Source organism: Pseudomonas sp. AGC41 (assembly GCF_057334555.1).
On record NZ_JBHFJB010000032.1, the window covers coordinates 22,091 to 40,053 of the forward strand.

Annotated in this window: 15 protein-coding genes and 3 pseudogenes; 2 read left to right on the plus strand and 16 right to left on the minus strand. The window is 62.0% G+C overall.

What is annotated here, in order from left to right; all coding sequences use genetic code 11:
* Positions 1-103: 103 nt before the first annotated feature.
* The 10 genes from ACE04F_RS05975 to ACE04F_RS06020 form a co-directional block, all read right to left on the minus strand.
* Entirely contained in the window at positions 104-1,183 is a 1,080-nt protein-coding gene (locus tag ACE04F_RS05975) for a tartrate dehydrogenase (protein ID WP_486105418.1), read from the minus strand.
* Between the two features lie 33 nt (positions 1,184-1,216).
* Positions 1,217-2,674 carry an NAD-dependent succinate-semialdehyde dehydrogenase gene (locus ACE04F_RS05980; RefSeq protein ID WP_486105419.1) on the minus strand — a complete coding sequence of 486 codons (1,458 nt, stop codon included), beginning with the start codon at positions 2,672-2,674 and terminating at the stop codon, positions 1,217-1,219.
* Positions 2,675-3,012: 338 nt separating this feature from the next.
* Entirely contained in the window at positions 3,013-4,170 is a 1,158-nt protein-coding gene (gene argE / locus ACE04F_RS05985) for an acetylornithine deacetylase (RefSeq protein WP_486105420.1), read from the minus strand.
* On the minus strand, positions 4,167-6,008 hold the full coding sequence (locus ACE04F_RS05990; RefSeq protein ID WP_486105421.1) for an ABC transporter ATP-binding protein: 1,842 nt from the start codon (positions 6,006-6,008) through the stop codon (positions 4,167-4,169). Before ACE04F_RS05990 ends, argE begins: the two co-directional genes overlap by 4 nt.
* 1 nt (position 6,009) lies before the next feature.
* A complete protein-coding gene (locus ACE04F_RS05995) occupies positions 6,010-6,885 on the minus strand; it encodes an ABC transporter permease (RefSeq protein WP_434568485.1) in 876 nt (291 codons plus the stop codon).
* A complete protein-coding gene (locus ACE04F_RS06000) occupies positions 6,882-7,838 on the minus strand; it encodes an ABC transporter permease (protein ID WP_486105422.1) in 957 nt (318 codons plus the stop codon). Before ACE04F_RS06000 ends, ACE04F_RS05995 begins: the two co-directional genes overlap by 4 nt.
* Before the next feature lie 39 nt (positions 7,839-7,877).
* The gene (locus ACE04F_RS06005; protein ID WP_486105423.1) at positions 7,878-9,524 is read right to left on the minus strand and encodes an ABC transporter substrate-binding protein; all 1,647 of its coding nucleotides are present in this window, start codon (positions 9,522-9,524) and stop codon (positions 7,878-7,880) included.
* A gap of 84 nt (positions 9,525-9,608) precedes the next feature.
* Positions 9,609-10,883: an NAD(P)/FAD-dependent oxidoreductase gene (locus ACE04F_RS06010; RefSeq protein WP_486105424.1), complete on the minus strand. Its 1,275-nt coding sequence runs from the start codon at positions 10,881-10,883 to the stop codon at positions 9,609-9,611.
* A 36-nt stretch (positions 10,884-10,919) separates the two neighbouring features.
* Entirely contained in the window at positions 10,920-11,588 is a 669-nt protein-coding gene (locus ACE04F_RS06015; RefSeq protein WP_305494668.1) for a haloacid dehalogenase type II, read from the minus strand.
* A gap of 356 nt (positions 11,589-11,944) precedes the next feature.
* Positions 11,945-13,270 carry an NAD(P)/FAD-dependent oxidoreductase gene (locus ACE04F_RS06020; RefSeq protein ID WP_486105425.1) on the minus strand — a complete coding sequence of 442 codons (1,326 nt, stop codon included), beginning with the start codon at positions 13,268-13,270 and terminating at the stop codon, positions 11,945-11,947.
* Between the two features lie 318 nt (positions 13,271-13,588).
* Here ACE04F_RS06020 and ACE04F_RS06025 point away from each other — a divergent pair, with 318 nt between their 5' ends.
* The gene (locus ACE04F_RS06025; RefSeq protein WP_486105426.1) at positions 13,589-15,049 is read left to right on the plus strand and encodes an aldehyde dehydrogenase family protein; all 1,461 of its coding nucleotides are present in this window, start codon (positions 13,589-13,591) and stop codon (positions 15,047-15,049) included.
* A 17-nt stretch (positions 15,050-15,066) separates the two neighbouring features.
* On the opposite strand, the gene ACE04F_RS06030 is transcribed toward ACE04F_RS06025, so the two are convergent.
* The 5 genes and pseudogenes from ACE04F_RS06030 to ACE04F_RS06050 all read right to left on the minus strand — a co-directional run.
* Entirely contained in the window at positions 15,067-15,552 is a 486-nt protein-coding gene (locus ACE04F_RS06030) for a hypothetical protein (RefSeq protein ID WP_486105427.1), read from the minus strand.
* 119 nt (positions 15,553-15,671) lie between these two features.
* Entirely contained in the window at positions 15,672-15,956 is a 285-nt protein-coding gene (locus tag ACE04F_RS06035) for a hypothetical protein (protein WP_486105428.1), read from the minus strand.
* A gap of 185 nt (positions 15,957-16,141) precedes the next feature.
* Positions 16,142-16,834 carry a type 1 glutamine amidotransferase domain-containing protein gene (locus tag ACE04F_RS06040; RefSeq protein WP_486105429.1) on the minus strand — a complete coding sequence of 231 codons (693 nt, stop codon included), beginning with the start codon at positions 16,832-16,834 and terminating at the stop codon, positions 16,142-16,144.
* A 148-nt stretch (positions 16,835-16,982) separates the two neighbouring features.
* Positions 16,983-17,132: pseudogene (locus ACE04F_RS06045) on the minus strand (OprD family outer membrane porin); the annotation flags it as partial.
* Positions 17,133-17,141: 9 nt separating this feature from the next.
* Positions 17,142-17,270 (minus strand): annotated as a pseudogene (locus ACE04F_RS06050) (OprD family outer membrane porin); the annotation flags it as partial.
* Between ACE04F_RS06050 and ACE04F_RS06055 the strand changes: the two are divergent.
* Positions 17,258-17,350, plus strand: a pseudogene (locus ACE04F_RS06055) (LysR family transcriptional regulator); the annotation flags it as partial. The pseudogenes ACE04F_RS06050 and ACE04F_RS06055 overlap by 13 nt on opposite strands.
* Before the next feature lie 51 nt (positions 17,351-17,401).
* Here ACE04F_RS06055 and ACE04F_RS06060 read toward each other — a convergent pair.
* The coding region (locus ACE04F_RS06060) for a type VI secretion IcmF C-terminal domain-containing protein (protein ID WP_486105430.1) at positions 17,402-17,963 on the minus strand (562 nt) is incomplete at its 5' end.

The window sequence follows — 17,963 nt, forward strand, 5'->3', positions numbered from 1 at the left end:
GGTTGGAGGACCTCTCTTCCCGTTGAGACGGGCCTGGGTTTTGTGCGTTTTTGGTGTATATCCGTTTTTTGGTAACGGATATACACACCACACAGCTCCCGGTTCAAAGCGCCAACGCAATAGCCAGTCCAACCTCCTGGGTCGACCCCTGTCCGCCCAGGTCAGGCGTAATCGGCCCCTCGGCAATCACCCGCTCGATGGCTGTGAGAATCCCGTCATGGGCCGCGCGATAGCGCTCATCGCCATTACCCAGGAAGTCGAGCATCAGGGCACCGGACCAGATCATCGCAATCGGGTTGGCGATGTTCCGTCCATAGATATCTGGCGCCGAGCCATGGACCGGTTCGAACAACGAGGGAAATCGACGCTGCGGATCGAGGTTGGCCGACGGGGCGATGCCGATGGTGCCGGCGCAGGCAGGTCCGAGGTCGGACAGGATGTCACCAAACAGATTCGACGCCACGACCACATCGAAACGATCGGGCTGAAGCACAAAACGTGCACACAGGATATCGATGTGCTGCTTGTCCCAGGTGACGTCCGGGTACTGCTGCGCCATGAGCGCCGTGCGTTCGTCCCAGTACGGCATGCTGATGGAAATGCCGTTGGACTTGGTCGCCGCCGTCAGGCGTTTGCGCGGCCGGGTCTGGGCCAGGTCGAAGGCGAACTTGAGAATCCGGTCCACACCGCGTCGGGTGAATACCGACTCCTGCAGCACGAACTCGTGCTCGGTGCCTTCGAACATCTTGCCGCCGACCGAGGAGTACTCGCCCTCGGTGTTCTCGCGAATTACCACGAAGTCGATGTCCCCGGCTTCGCGTCCGGCCAACGGACACGGCACTCCGGGAAACAGCCGCACCGGACGGATGTTCACGTACTGATCGAAGTCCCGGCGAAACTTCAGCAGCGAACCCCACAGGGAAATGTGATCCGGTACCTTGTCCGGCCAGCCCACGGCGCCAAAATAGATCGCGTCGAAGCCCTTGAGCTGTTCGAACCAGTCGGAGGGCATCATCTGCCCATGTTCCAGGTAGTAATCGCAGTGGGCCCAGTCGAGCACTTCGATGCTCAGATCCAATTGCCATTTCTTCGCCGCCTGCTCCAATACCCGCAGCCCCTGCGGCAAGACTTCCTTACCGATACCGTCGCCAGCAATCGCGGCGATTCTGAATGGTTTGCTCATCAACCGTGCCTCCTCTTCAAATCGCTGACCGCATCACAGCCCGCCGACGTGGAAGGCTTTGACTTCAAGGAATTCATCCAGGCCATACTTGCTGCCTTCACGCCCAAGGCCCGATTGCTTGATGCCGCCGAAGGGCGCGACGTCCATGGAAATGAGCCCGGTATTGAGGCCAACCATGCCGAACTCCAGCGCCTCGCCGAACCGCCACGAGCGGCGCAGATCCTGGGTGAAAAAATATGCCGCCAAGCCATAGGGCGTCGCGTTGGCCAAGACCAGCGCCTGTTCTTCCGTGCTGAAGCGCATCAGCGGAGCGACCGGACCGAAGGTTTCTTCGTTGGCCAGCAGCATTCCGGCATGCGTTTCCCCGAGCACCGTCGGCTGGACGAACTGGCTGTCGCCCGTGGGAATCGCGCCACAGAGCAGACGCGCGCCTTGGCTCAACGCCTCGTCGATGTGGCGAGCGACCTTGCTGACCGCCGCCGCGTTGATCAGCGGACCGATGTTCACTTCGGCCTCGAGGCCATCGCCAACCTTGAGCTTGCCCACCTCCTCCACCAGGCGCTGGACGAAGCGCTCGTAAATCCCATCCTGCACCAGAATGCGGTTGGCGCAGACGCAGGTCTGCCCGGCGTTGCGGAATTTGCTGAGCATGATGCCGGTCACGGCCTGTTCCAGGTCCGCGTCGTCAAACACAATGAACGGAGCGTTACCGCCCAGCTCCAGACTCAGGCGCTTGATGTGTTCCGAACTCTGGCGCATCAGCAGCCGACCGACAGCGGTGGAGCCGGTGAAGGAAAGCTTGCGCACCGTCGGGTTGCCGGTCAGTTCCTCACCAATGCCGGCGGGCATGCCGGTCACCACGTTGAACACTCCCGCCGGAATGCCGACCCGCTCAGCCAGCACCGCCAGGGCCAGGGCCGACAGCGGGGTCAGGTCCGACGGCTTGACCACAATGGTGCAGCCCGCGGCCAAGGCCGGTGCGCACTTGCGGGTGATCATCGCATTGGGGAAATTCCACGGTGTGATCGCTGCGCAGACACCGACCGGTTGCTTGAGGGTCATCAGGCGCCGATCACCGCTGGGGGCCGCGATGGTTTCGCCGTAGATCCGTCGAGCTTCTTCGGCAAACCATTTGACGAAACTGGCACCGTAGCGGATCTCGCCCTGGGCTTCCGCCAGCGGCTTGCCCTGTTCCAAGGTCAGGATCAACGCCAGGTCGTCGAGGTTGTCGATCATCGCCTGGTACCAGCGATCGAGCAGCGCCGCCCGTTCCGCGGCCGGACGTGCGCGCCAGGCCGGCCAGGCACGATCGGCAGCTTCGACGGCGCGCCGGGTTTCACTGCCATGTATCGCCGGTACCCGGGCAAGCACCTCGCCGGTGGCCGGGTTGATCACGTCCAGGGTGGCGGCGTTGTCGGCGCCGACCCACTGGCCGTCGATGTAAGCGAGTTCTACCAGCAGGCTGGGATCTTTCAGGCGATTCTTGAGCATGACGTCGGGTCCTGTTCTGAGACAGCCTTCAGTCTATTGAGTCGCCTTGGACGAGGATGCTGAAAACGCCGGCCCTACAGCGTTGAATGCTGAAAATCCGCGTTCGACGGCATAATGCTGTTCACTTAAGGCAATCGGGGACCCCGTGGCGAGGGAGCTTGCTCCCGCTGGGCAGTGAAGCGGCCCCGAAACCTGCCAAACACGTTGTATCAGACACACCGCATCCGCCGGTTTACGACTGCTTCGCAGCCGAGCGGGAGCAAGCTCCCTCGCCACGGGTACATCATTGTGTTAAGTGAACAGCATTACCTTCGACGGCAGGCTTTACCGTTGCACGATCAAATGCGCATCGAGCCCAGCAGCCCTTGCAGAAAGCACTCGCCCGCCTCCATCTGGCTGATCTCGATGAACTCGTCAGGCTTGTGCGCCTGCTCGATCGAGCCTGGGCCACAGACCACGACCGGCACATCCAGGCGTTGCTTGAACAACCCGCCCTCGGTGCCGAACGAGACTTTCGCGGTGCCAGTGTCCGGGGCGGCAAAGTTTTTCAGGAATCGTACCGCTTCGACGCTCGGGTGGGTGTCGAGGCCCGGGTAGACGTTCAGGGTCTCGATTTCAATCGCAGCCACGCTGGAAAGCTTCTGCGCTTCACGCACGATCAGTTCGGCCCGTACGCGCATCTGCTCGAGGAAGCCGTCGAGGTCGTCCGCCGGCAAGTTACGCACTTCGAAATCGACGGTGCACAGGTTGGGCACGATGTTCAGCGCCTTGCCGCCGACAATCTGACCGACGTGCACGGTGCTGTACGGCACATCGTAATCGGTATCCCGAGCACCCTGCTCTTGCAACTGCTGTTGGCTCAGGCGCAGCGCGGCGATGAAGTCGCAGGCCACATGAATCGCATTGACCGAGCGTGGTGCCAGCGATGAGTGCGCCTCCAGGCCACGGCAGTACGTACGGTAGGAACCCTTGCCCTTGTGGCCGAGGACGAATTGCATATTGGTCGGCTCGCCGATGATGCACAGGAACGGCCGGACCGGTGCCAGGTGCAGCACATCAAGCAGACGACGGACCCCCACGCAGCCGATCTCCTCGTCATGGGACAGGGCCAACTGCAGTGGCCGGCTCAAAGGCTGCTCGGCGGCATCGAGCATGGCGTCGATCGCCAGGGCGATAAAGCCCTTCATATCGCAACTGCCGCGGCCATAGATCCGCCCGTCCTGCACCGTCGCCGCAAACGCCGGGAAGGTCCAGGCCTGCCCCGCCGCCGGCACCACGTCGGTATGACCCGACAACAGGATCCCCGGCACATCCCCTGGACCAGTACTGGCAAACAGGTTGGCTTTGTTGCCGCTGTCGTCCCGCACGATCAGTGACTCGATGCCCTTGGTCAGCAGCAGATCGCGCACGTATTCGATCAAGGCCATATTCGATTCCGAAGAGACGGTGTCGAAGGCCATCAGCCGTTTGAGAATCTCCAATACACGGGGTTTCATGCGTACGCCGCCACGGTCGGATGGTTCGATTGCTGGGTTTTCATCAGTTCGGCGCCGTCGTGATGGCAAAGGATCTCGCTGCCACCGACTAACATCCGCCGGTCCGGCGCGACGCAGTTGCACAGCCCGTCGACCCGCACCGGGCAGCGATTGAGGAAGGTGCACAGCCCTGGCACAGCGGCTTTCGGGCCAATCGGCGGCAGCGTCTGGCAGGTCGTTGCGCCGCAGCTTTCCAGCCAGCCCTGGCGCAGTTCCGGTACCGAATGGATCAACAGATCGGTATACGGATGGAACGGTGCCTCGGCATAGGATTGACGCGTACCGGCCTGGACCTTGTGCCCGCTGTACATCACCACGATGTCGTCACACAAGGCGCGCACGGTGGAGATGTCGTGGCTGATGAACAGATAGGACACACCCAGCTCCTGGCGCAGATCGCGCAGCAGTTCGAGAATTGCCGCACCGACCACAGTATCCAGCGCCGAGGTCACCTCGTCACAGAGAATCAGCTCGGGCTTGGCCGCCAGGGCCCGGGCCAGGTTGATCCGTTGTTTCTGTCCGCCGGACAGTTCGTTCGGACGCCGATCCGCCATCGTTCGGGGCAGACGCACCAGGTCCAGCAGCTCGCCGATACGCTCGCGCAACGGCGCGCCCTTGAGGCCGAAATACATCTTCAGCGGGCGGCTCAGGATCGTGCTGACGCTGTGCATCGGGTTGAGCGCGGTGTCGGCATTCTGGAAGACCATCTGTATGCGCCGGAACTGCTCGGGGGTGCGCGATGACAGGCTGCCGCCCAAGGGTTGACCGTCGAAGGTCAACCCGCCGAGGGCCGGTTGCAACAATCCGGCCACCACCCGTGCGAGGGTCGATTTGCCCGAGCCCGACTCACCGATGACGCCGATGGCCTGGCCTCGGCGAACCGTCAGGTCGATGCCTTCCAGCACACGAATCGCTGGCATGCCCTGGGCATTCTTGTTGCCGTAGCCGGCAGTCAGCCCCTGGATGGTCAGCAACGGCGTGTCTTGCGCGATGTCGCAAGGTGGACGGATCGTCGTGTCCGGCCGCGCTGCCGCCAGCAGGCTGCGGGTGTATTCGTGGGCCGGGTCTTTGAGCAAAGGTGCCGTGGCGCTATGTTCGAAGATCTCGCCGCCATTGAGCACCACAATCTGATCAGCCATCTGCGCCACGACCGCCAGGTCGTGGGACACATAAACGGCCGTGGCGCCACGCTCGCGGACCACCCGTTTGAAGGCCCGCAGCACATCGATCTGGGTAGTCACGTCAAGGGCGGTGGTCGGCTCGTCGAGCACCACCAGCAATGGATCGCTGATCAGCGCCATGGCCGCCATCACCCGTTGCAGTTGCCCGCCCGACACCTGATGCGGATAGCTTTGGCCGATGCGCTCAGGGTCTGGCAGGGCCAGGTCGCGAAACAGCTCGATGGCCTTCGCCTCAAGCACCGCCCGGCTGCCCAGGCCATGAATCAGCGCGCCTTCCACTACCTGGTCGATGAGTTTTTTCGCCGGGTTGAACGCCGCAGCGGCGCTCTGGGCGATATAGGACACCCGATTGCCGCGCAGCTTCTGCAACTGGCTTTCGCTCAGCGCCAGCATGTCATCCTCGCCGATTTGCACCACGCCGCCCGCCAGCCGGCAACCGCGTCGGGCATAACCGAGCAGCGCCAGGGCAATGGTGGTCTTGCCGGAACCGGACTCACCGATCAACGCCAATACCTGGCCTTTTTGCAGGGAGAAGCTGACCCCCTTGACGATGTCCACCTCCTCGCGCTCGCCGCAGGCGACCACGCGCAGGTCCTGTACCCGAATCAATTCACTCATTTCAATGACCTCCCGTACGTCGGCTACGTCGCGACGACAACCGGTCGATGAACAGATTCACGCCGATGGTCAGGGTGCCGATGGCCAGCGCAGGAATCACGATCGCCGGCGCCCCCTGATTGAGGCCGCCGATGTTTTCGCGCACCAGCGAGCCAAGGTCGGCATCCGGCGGCTGCACGCCCAGCCCGAGGAAACTCATGCCACTGAGCAGCAGCACGATGAAACCAAAACGCAGGCCCAGGTCCGCCAGCACCGGATTGAGGATATTCGGCAGGATTTCCACGCAGGCGATGTACAGCCGGCGCTCGCCCCGAGTACGGGCCACTTGCACGTACTCCAGCGCTTCGATATTCACCGCCATGCTGCGGGCGATGCGGAAGGCACCGGGGGTGTAGCTCAACACCGCCGTGCAGATCAGCAAGGTGACCGAGGAGCCGAAGGCCGAGACCATGATCAGCGCCAGCATCTTGCTCGGGATCGAAATGAACGCGTCCATCAGGCGACTGATCAACTCATCCAGCCACTTTGGCGACACCACCGACAACAGCGCCAGACTGGTTCCCAGGGTGCTCGACAGCACCGCGGCCACCAACGCCAGGCCGACGGTGAAACGCGCGCCGACAAGAACCCGGCTGAGCATGTCGCGGCCCAGGTAATCGGTGCCGAACGGGTACGTCGCGCTGAGGCTGTCGAAGACGTTGTCGGAGACCACTTCGCCCACCGGATGCGGCGCCAGCCACGGGCCGAAAATCGCCACCAGCAGCCAGATCACACACATCGCGGCGCCGGCCAGGCCAAGCCAGGACTTTGCGTGGGCGTCTTTGCCCAACCCCAGCGCAGCGGCCGCCGTCGGCGATTTCACAATGAGGTTGTTCATTGGTTTCTCAGCCTCGGATTGGAAAGAATCGCGCACAGGTCGGCGATCAACACCAACGCCAGGTACGCTGTACAAAACAACATGGTGCAGGCTTGAACCAGGGCCATGTCGCGGTTGGCCACGGCATCGACCATCAGGCTGGCAATGCCGGGATAGTTGAAGATCGTTTCGACGATCACCACCCCGCCCAACAGGTAGGACAAGCTCAGGGCGATGGCATTGGCAATGGGGCCGATGGCATTGGGCAAGGCATGCCGGAGCACGATACGGATATTGCTCACGCCCTTGAGCCGGGCCATTTCCACGTAAGGGCTGTCGAGCTGATCGATCACGGCTGCGCGGGTCATGCGTGACATTTGCGCGACAATCACGCAGCACAGCGTCATCACCGGCAATGCGTAGGTGCGCATGAATTGCCAGGGGGACGTGATGTCACTGGCGTAGGACAGCGCCGATAGCCAACCCAGGTTCACCGCGAATATCAATACCGCCAAGGTAGCGACCAGAAACTCCGGCACGGCCACCATGGTCAAGGTGAAAAAACTCAGGAAACTGTCGAGGCGCCCGCCTCGGCCCATGGCCGAGCCGATACCCAAAGTCAACGCCACAGGCACCGACACCAGGGCCGTGGCAGCGGCGAGCATCAAGGTGTTGGGAACCCGGCCGGCCATCAGCTCGATCACCGGCGTCGCGTTGGACATCGACATTCCCAGGTCACCGCTGAGCAGGCTTGTCAGCCAATGCAGGTAACGCAACACACCGGGCTGGTCCAGGCCCATTTTCGTCCGCAGGGCCGCCACCTGTTCCGGCGTGGCGAACTGTCCCAGCGCCTGTTGCGCCGCATCCCCCGGCAGCACCGCCGTGATGGCGAACACCACCATGGAGACAATCAACAAGGTCACGACCGCCGCCCCCAGGCGGCGGCCGATCAACCACAGTGTGTTGCTATTCATCATCCGACCCTCGTGCAATGTGGCCCAAACCGACCTTCATCAGGCATCCAGCCAGATCTGCTCGGCGAACATGTAGCCCATGAAACCGCCCAGGGGGTTGGCGCCGTAGCCTTTTACGCGCTGGTCGGCACCGTCGATGTTGCTGATGAACACCGGTACGCCGATGCCTCCGTGTTCATGCACCAGGACCTGCATGTCGGCGTACATCTTGCCGCGCTTGGCCTCGTCGGTTTCACCGCGGGCCTGTATCAACAATTGGTCGAACTGCTCGTTTTTCCAGCCTGATTCGTTCCAGGGCGCACTCGACTGGAAGAACTGCGAGAACAGCATGTCGGCATTCGGTCGCGGATTGATGTTGCCAAAACTCAGCGGGTGCTTGGCCCAGTGGTTGGACCAGTAGCCATCGCTCGGCAGGCGGTTGACGTTGAGCTTGAGCCCGGCCTCCTTGGCGGACTGCTGCAGCAGCACCGCGATGTCCACCGAACCGGTCGCCGCGGGTGAGCACATCAGCGGCATGCTGATGCTTTCCATGCCGGCCTTCTTCAACAAGGATCTGGCCTGTTCGGGATCGTAAGCCCGTTGCGGCAACTCGGCGTTGAAGAAGCGTGCCCCGGGCGCAATCGGATGGTCGTTGCCGACCCGCGCATAACCACGGAAGATCGCCGACTTGATCTGCTCCCGGTCCAGCAACAACTTCATCGCCTGGGTGAACTCCGGACTTTTGCCGGGCATCTGGTCCTGACGGATGATCAGGTCAGTGTAGTTGCCCGACGGTGAGTCGATGACCCGATGCCTGGCGCTGGCCTTGATGCGGGTCGTCGAGCGTGGATTGACCTCGTTGACGATGTGCACGTCGCCCGACAACAAGGCGTTGATCCGTGAGGATTCGTCGGCAATGCCGATGAATTCGATCTCATCCAGGTACGGCAAGCCGGGTTTCCAGTAATTGCTGTTGCGCACGCCAACCGAACGCACCCCGGGCTTGAACTCCTTGACCTTGAACGGGCCGGTGCCGATGCCCTGGCTGAAATCGCTGGTGCCTTCCGGAACGATCAACATGTGCGAGACGGCAAGGACCGAGGGCAGTTCAGCGTTGGGGCCGCTCAACTGGATCTGTACTTCATGGGTGCCGACGGCCTTGACGTCGGCGAACTGCGAGGCCAGCGGCAGGACCTTGGAGCCGGTGATCGGGTCCTTGTGACGCAACAGCGAGAACACCACGTCGGCGGCGGTCAATGCCTTGCCGTTGTGGAAGGCCACTTCCTTGCGCAGGCTGATCACCCAGAGCGTGGCGTCCGTGGTCTCGATACGCTCGGCCAGTTCCAGTTGCGGCACCATGTGGCTGTCAAAACGCGTCAGCCCGTTATAGAACATGTAGTGGCGTACGTAGTCGGTGGACGACGAACCTTTGGCCGGGTCCAGGGTGTCGGCGGTGGAACTGGTCGAGCCGGCGACGCGGATGCGTCCGCCAGGCTTGCCTTTGCCTGGGCTGGCGGCTTGCTCATCGGCGAACAGCTTGCCGGCGGTGCCGAACAGGCTGCCGGCGCCCGCCACGGCCACCCCGGCCAACCCCAGCATCTGCAATGCATTGCGGCGTGACATGCCGCGATTGAGCCCTTCGAAAACGCGCAGACTTTCCGTACCTGTTATCAGCTGGGTGTCGATACTGTTTTTTTTGTCAGTCATGTCGGTTCTACCTTTCGCAAATGATAAGGCTCGATGGCTCGCGCTATACGCAATGTGTTGAAACCTGAAGCGTCCCCCCGCAACTCAGTGCAAATAGTCTTGAAGGCGGTAATACGCACCTACCAGCGGCAGGAACCAGGGCTTGCCAAAATGTCCGGGGATCGCCGGCCAGTCGAGTTCGCGCCAAGGGTTGGCCTCGACTTTCCCGGCCATGACGTCGGCCATGACCTGGCCCATGTGCACTGACATCTGCACGCCATGGCCGCTGTAGCCCATGGAGTGATAGACGCCGGCGTGCTGGCCGGCCCGGGGCAGCCGATCGGAAGTCATGTCGACCAGTCCCCCCCAGCAATACTCGACCTTGACGTGGGCCAGCTGCGGGAACATCTGCACCATCGCCGCGTGCAGGACTTTGCCGCTCTTGGCATCGGACACGCTGTCGGACATGGCGAACCGCGCCCGCCCGCCAAACAGCAGGCGATTATCCGGCGTGATCCGAAAGTAGTTGCCGATCATCCGGCTGGTGACATAAGAGCGGTGTGCCGGCAGCAAGCTGTCGATCAGGGCCTGCGGCAGCACCTCGGTGGCGATCACGAAGCTGCCCACCGGCACGATCCGCCGCCGATACCAGCCCAACCCACCCTGCTGGCAGGTACCGGTGGCCAGGAGGATCTGCGTGGCCTGTAGCGAACCCTTGGTGGTGTTGACCCGGTAGCCACCGGCGCTGGCTTTCCAGTCCGTTACGAATACGCCTTGAAAAATCAGCGCGCCATGACGGGCGGCGGCCTCGGCCAACCCTACGCCGAAACGCCCGACATGCATCTGCACGCCGTTACGCTGCAGCAAGCCGCCATGGAACTGGGCCGAGTTCACTTCAGCCCGGGTTTCTTGCGCAGACAGCAACTCGACCTCGGCATCGACCTCGCGCCGAATCAATTCGCAAGTGCGCGCCAACCCTTCGTAATGCAGGGGCTTGGCCGCCAGCTTGAGCTTGCCATTGCGCTTGAAGTCGCAGGCAATCTGCTCTTGCTCCACCAGCGAGACGACACTCTGCACGGCGCTTTCATAGGCCTGGTAATAGGCGCGCGCCTTGTCGGCGCCGAGGCTGGCACTCAATGACGCGTAGTCCTGGGCGACGCCGGTGTTGCACTGGCCGCCATTGCGCCCCGAAGCCTCGCCAATGACGCGCCCGCCTTCCAGCACCACCACATTGGCGCCCTTCAAGGCCAGGGACCGGGCGGCGGCCAGGCCAGTGAAACCGCCACCGACGATGGCCACATCGACCTGCCCGGGCAACGCACCGAGCTGGGCACCGGTAAATGCCGGTGCGGTATCGAGCCAATAAGACTCACTGCCCATGTCTAACCCCTTATGCCTTGACGCGTGCAATGAGACTCAGAGACCGACCAGGCCGGCCAACCCGCCGATGTCCGGGATCTGGTGGTAACCAAAGGCCGCGTTCGCCGGTTGCTCATGACCCCGGGCCACGAAGGCTTTGTGCTTGATCTTCATGTCGTGGGCCGACATCAGGTCGTAGCGGAAGCTCGAAGACACATGCAGGACATCCTCAGGCCCGCAGCCGAGGTTATCGAGCATGTACTCGAAGGCCGCCAGGCGCGGTTTGTAGGCTTGGGCCTGTTGAGCCGTGAAGACTTTATGAAAAGGTGCGCCGAGCTTGTCGACGTTGGACATGATCTGCTCGTCCATCGCATTGGAGAAAATCACCAGGGGAATCTTGTCGGCGATTTTCGACAGGCCTGCCGGTACGTCGGCATGCGGGCCCCAGGTCGGTACGGCATCGTAGTAGAGCTGGCCTTCGCCTTTGTATTCGACACCCCAACGCTTGCAGACCCGGGCCAGGGCCGTCTTGAGAATTTCATCATAGGGCCGCCAGTCGCCCATCACCTGGTCCAGCCGGTAGGCCGAGAAATCCTTGACGAACTGATCCATCTGCTCGGCTGGGACCCGATCGGCGAACAGCTCGCGCGTCATGGTGCCCATCTGAAAGTTGGTCAACGTGCCATAGCAGTCAAAGGTAATGAACTTGGGGCGAAGGAAGCTCATGAGTGCGGTCCTGAGTGATGGTTGAGGTCATGAGGGGCAAGCGGTTGCTCGTTCTTGAAGCCTGGCTGCAACGCTGCATCACGGTTTTATTACAGCATCATGAGACCGCGCATAAACGGTTAAAAGTATAGGCCGCTTGGCACAAACCACCGTTTTTCGGGGCCCGCTCAGCAGACTGTGCGGGATGCGCCAAGCCCGGGCATCTGCACCTTTTTCAGGGTGTTCGCGGCCGTTTATGGTGCGTAAAAAACCAGTCGAACCGCCGTCAGCGGCAGAATCCACCCCGCCAACGAGAACGGGCGCATTCCCTGAGGATGCGCCCGTTGCGGGTGTTGCCGGTGAGATTTGTACTGGCCTCAGAACTCCGCGACTTTGCCCCAGGCTGAAGACTGGAATCGATCCGGGTGATAGGGACGCGGGTCAACCAAGGGGGTCATGGCGCTGACAATGTCCGCAATCAGATGCCCCGCGCCTGGGCCGATGCCGAAGCCATGGCCACTGAACCCCGCCGCCAGCACCAGTCCAGGCAGGCTCGCTATCTCGCCAATGCCCGGGACGCCATCAGGCGTGCTGTCCACATAACCTGCCCAGGCAGCGGTGACTGACGAGGTTTTCAACATCGGGATCAGGTCGACCGCGCGCTTGTAAGTCAGCTCGACAACCGATGCATCGGCTGCAGGATCGAGGATGCGCATCCGCTCCATCGGGGTCGGCTGGTCCAACCGCCAGCGGCCCAGGCCTTCATGCCCCGACTGGAAGCCTTGCAGGCCGCCGGGCGCCAGCTTGCGCCAGCGGCGTTGGAACATCGGCAGGAACTGCGGAGCGAACCGCAACAGTTGCGGGGTCGGGTCAACGCGCCCCCTGCCACTGATAGCCAGCGTGAAACCGCCATCAGAACGGCGGGTCATGGAGACCGCATCCGTGTGGAGTGCGTCCGGTATCTCTGCGGCGCCCTTGGAGACCGACAGTATCGTCTGGCGAATGGACGCCTGGGGAAACCGGATGCCGTACTGGCGGCAGAACGAGGACGCCCATGCGCCACCGGCCAGCACCGCGAGCCTGGTGCGAATGGTGCCCTTTTCGGTAACGACCGCGGATAGCCGGCCGCCTTCGGTTTCGACGCCACGGGCGGCGCAGCCCTGATGCACAGTGCCACCCAGCTTGATGATCGCCCGCGCAACCGCCGGAGCGGCACGGGACGGGTCTGCCGTGCCGTCGCTCGGCGAAAAGACCCCGCCTTTCCAGGACTTGCCAGTCACCCGGCCATGTTCTGCAGCCTGCTCCGCCGTCAGCATGTGCGTGGTGACATTGACGGTACGGGCAAACTCACCCCACTTTGCCCAACCCGCCAGCTCTGTCTCGTTGTTGCTCAGGTAAAGCAAGCCACACCTTCTGAACCCGGTGTCCTCACCGGTCTCTGCAGCAAACTGCTCCCACAGTTCCAGGCTCTTGGTCGACAGCGGCAGCTCACGAGCGTCCCGATTCTGCTGACGGCACCAACCCCAGTTTCGACTCGATTGCTCCGCACCCACGCGCCCCTTCTCCACCAGCGCGACCTTCATGCCGCGCTTGGCCAGGTAATAGGCCGTGAAGGTTCCGATAATGCCGCCGCCGATCACGACAACGTCAGCGTGCGTCGGCAGTTCAGAATTCGTCTCTACGGAAATTAACGGTGCAGGCATTTTGGAATGTCCATTGAAGGGCGGTGAGCGGTGGCGTTATTACAACACCATGAAACCGTGCATAAACGGCTAAAACCATAGGCCGCCTGGTACAAAGCACCGTTTTGCCCGACCTGTTCAGCAGACTGTGCGGGACGCCCCGAACCCGGGTCTTGCGCTCGCAGGCGCCAGAACGTGGCAGGCCACGGTTAATGGGAAGTTGGTCTGGCAGATACGGCAGATTCTCCTTTGGGCACTTGAACAACGGCATATTTTGTCCGGGCGGCTTTGTTAGCTTATTGAGCAGACTCGACATGCCGTTTTAAAGGAACGCCTTGGATGACTATTCAATCTTCGACTCGCTACAGTGTTGATCCGCAAACGGCTCAGCGGTTTTATATCAATGGCGGTTGGTCTGCGCCGGCCAGCCTGGCCAGCCTGGCGGTGGTCAACCCGGCGACCGAAGAAGTGGTCGCCCAGGTCGCCAGTGGCTCTGCCGAGGATATCGATCGGGCGGTAGCAGCGGCGCGCGCCGCGTTTGCCGGCTGGTCTGCCACCTCAACGGCGTCGCGCGCGCTGCTGCTGGACAAGATCCATGAGCTTATTCTTGAGCGAAAAGAAGCGTTTGCCCAGGCGATCTCCCTGGAAATGGGCTCAGCCATCGCTGCTGCGCGGGCAATGCAGGTGCCCCTGGCGGCAGAACACGTTCGGGTCGCGCGCGATCTGCTGTCCACCTATCGTTTCCAGACGCTCGAGGGTACGATCGCGATCCGACGCGAACCCATCGGCGTCTGCGGCTTGATCACGCCCTGGAACTGGCCGCTTTACCAGATCACCGCAAAGGTCGCCCCGGCACTGGCGGCCGGATGCACGGTGGTGCTCAAGCCCAGTGAGCTTTCACCGCTGAGCGCCCTGTTGTTTGCCCAGGCGGTGCATGACGCGGGCCTGCCACCGGGGGTCTTCAACCTGGTGAACGGCAGCGGCCACGTGGTCGGCGCGGCGATGGCCGCACACGCGGACATCGACATGATTTCGATCACCGGCTCAAACCGCGCGGGCACGCTGGTCGCGCAGGCGGCCGCCCCGACGGCGAAACGGGTCGGCCAGGAACTGGGCGGTAAATCGCCGAACATACTGCTTCCCGACGCGGACTTTGCCAAAGCCGTCCCGGCCGGCGTGCTGGCGGCGTTTCGCAACGTCGGCCAATCATGCAGCGCCCCGACTCGCATGATCGTTCCCAAGCACCGACTGGCCGAGGTCGAAGCGCTGGCGGCCGCCACCGCCAACGCGATCATGGTGGGTGATCCGCAGTCAACGGAGACGGTACTCGGCCCGATTGCCAATCAAGCCCAGTTCAATCGCGTGCAGGCGATGATCGAGACCGGCCTGCACGAAGGTGCAAAACTGCTTTGCGGCGGGCTCGGACGCGTGCCCGGTTTTGAAAAGGGCTACTACACCCGCCCGACGGTTTTCTCCGAAGTGGATAACGCCATGCGCATCGCCCAGGAGGAAATCTTCGGGCCGGTGCTGTGCATCATTGCCTACGAATCGATCGACGAGGCGGTGGCTATTGCGAACGACACGGTCTACGGGCTGGGCGCCCACGTCCAGTCACAAGACCTTGACCTTGCGCGCGCGGTGGCTTCTCGGATCCGCGCCGGGCAAGTACTGCTGAATTACCCCGCCTGGAATCCCATGGCGCCCTTCGGTGGTTACAAGCGCTCGGGCAATGGGCGAGAGTACGGCGTCTTCGGGCTTGAGGAATATCTGGAAACCAAGGCGATCGTCGGGTTCGGCTGATTGCCTATGCCGTGACCCTACAGCCCCGCCGCCTGGGCAATCTGCAACCGCCAGTTTTCGGCTTCTTGCCAATCGTTGCCAAACGACCAGGTGGTCCAGCAAGGCGTGCCTGAACCAATTTGAAACTGCAGCTGCAAGGTGAAGGTATGGTACGTGGTACTTGAGGTATAGGTGGTCGAGTCCGAGGTGCCTTCGCCGATCTCGCCGCCAAAGTGGGTTGTATTGACCCGACGCTCGCTATGGGTGGTATGGGTGCGGGAGGTGTGCACGGTCTCGGCGCTTTCGTCGACCCTTACTTGCCGGACAACCCGCGGCGCGTCAATCAAGGCGTGCTGGTGACCGGACTCTGCAGAATACAGATACAGCACGGCGCTTTCCGGAAACAACCCAAGCATGTCTTCGCCCCGGGAAATCCAGCGATAGGGGCCCAGGTCCTGCTCTGCGAGAAAGTCGGTGCAGGTCCTTTGCAGCACAATCGGGACGTTATCTTCAGCACGTTTCAAGCCGCGACTTTCCTCGCGCCAGAACCACCGCAGCGGCAAGCTGAATATCCAGGTCTCGCACCAGAGCAGGCCAGCAAGAAGCGGCCCGCCGATGTAATGCCCAGCCGCAACCCATTTGATCAGGAAGTAGCCGCAAAACAGGCCCTGCACATCATGAACGGCTTCAGCACGACATCCTTGCGCTGGGCCAATCGGGCCTTGGCCGGAGGGATCTGCTCGCGTGCCTGCTGGACGTTGGCTGAGAGTGGGAAGTGGCTGATTTCGGGATCAATGACGAGCTCGCCTTGCGACATAAGGGTTTCCTGTGACTGCCGTGTCAGCGCCAGGGATGGCGTATGGATCGCACTATAGCGGCTGTATTTGCAAACGACGAGTTGCTCGTGAAATGACACCTGATCAATCAATGAGCCGCGCCGCGGCCCAGTCAAGACCAACGATGGCCCCTGTGGCGAGGGAGCTTGCTCCCGCTGGGTCGCGAAGCGGCCCCAAAAACCCGCCGAATGCGGATTATCGGAATCACCTTGTCCACCGGTTCACGACTGCTGCGCAGCCGAGCGGGAGCAAGCTCCCTCGCCACGGGTATATCGACTCAACCCGCCTGTTCCGCCTCCAACCGCTTGAGCAACGCCTTGGCGGCCGCTTCGGATGAGGCGGGGTTCTGCCCGGTGATCAGATGCCCGTCCTCGACCACATGGCTGCCCCAGTCCGCCCCTTTGGAATACTCGCCGCCCTTGGCCTTGAGCATGTCCTCGACCAGGAACGGGACCACTTGGGTCAACCCCACCGCCTCTTCTTCGGAGTTGGTGAAACCGGTGACTTTTTTACCCTTGACCACGGGCTGGCCGTCCGGGGCGTTGACGTTCTTGAACACTCCAGGCGCGTGGCAGACGGCCGCGATGGGCTTATTGGAGGCATAAAACGCTTCGATGAGGGTCTTGGAGTCGGTGTCGTCGGCGAGATCCCAAAGAGGCCCATGACCGCCGGGATAAAACACCGCATCGAAGTCATAGGGGTCGACCTCGCCCAGCGGCACGGTGTTGGCCAACGCTGTTTGGGCCTGGGTGTCGGCGCCAAAGCGACGGGTTGCATCAGTCTGGGCGTCCTCTTCATCGCTCTTGGGGTCCAGCGGTGGTTGCCCGCCCTTCGGCGACGCAAGCGTGACCGTGGCCTTGGCATCGACGAACACGTAATAGGGAGCGGCGAATTCTTCCAGCCAGAAGCCGGTTTTCTTGCCGGTGTCGCCCAACTGATCATGAGATGTAAGGACCATTAGAATCTTCATGTGAACCTAGCCTCCGCGCGGTGAATGGGCGACGTGCGTGCGCCCTGTACTAGTGTCAGAGGCTGCGTTGGGGGAGACGTTCAAGTGGGTGTAGGGAACGCCATGATTTCGTCATGCCCCATTTCCGCCCTCGGCGCCGGCCAAGCCACTACCAAAGCGCAACATCGTAGGTCAGGTAGAGGCGATTACTGTCACGTCCCCTGGAAAAATCCGAGCGATAGACGTAGTTGCGCAGTTTCACCCCCAGCCCTTTGAAGGTGCCCTGCTGCATGACATAGGCAACCTCAGCATCACGCTCGATGTCGCTGCTGCTGATCTGCGTCCCCTGGTAGGTCTGCGGCAACAGGCGCGCATCGTTGTCGATCAGCAGCGGATTCTTCGGCAACAACGTGCCGTGGTTCCGCCAAGACCGCCAAGCACCGGGTGAACCGGTCATTGGGCCTGGTTTATCGACGAAGCGCTTCGCTGTCGCCTGCCGCGGAGAAATTTGTCTCGATCCTGCTGGAGCAGTGGCCGCAGTGGAGCGCTCTTTGCACTGGCAAATTCAATTGGCTGGAGAAGGCTGATTTATTGGTGCTCGTCGTTGAGCCCTGTTGCGGCGACATCTTCAACTTCGCTTACGGCTTTCGTTGATCGACGGTCCTCCAGCAATGTCCTGGGCAGCACAAACCCTTCAAAGCTGCGCTGGGTAATCGGGTTGTTGGCCTTCTCCGCCCCAATCCGATAACGCATCAACCCATCGGCAACGGCAAAGGTCAGGTCCACGCTGGTGTCGGTGCGGCCATTGAGGTGCCCGCGGCTAAGCAGCCGAAACAACGACCACGGCCCGCGATAGCTCATGCTGGCGGTGTTGCCGGTGCTGTGCACCAGGGTCAACTGGCTACCGTTGGTGTTGCCCAGACTGTTGGGCCACACCAGTCCCGTGCGTTGCGGCGCGCCGTGCTGATAGGGGATCAGTTGGCCGTCGACGCTGAGCATGCTGCTCAGGCGAGTCGCGCTCAGGGCTAGAGGTTCGATAGTAAGCTGTACTGCCAGATGGCCGCGATGGTTGAAGAAGGTGTCACGGATGCGCTCCGCCTTCTTGAGCTGTTCCAGTACGTCGCTGCGCACGAGGTAGCCACCGAGGCTG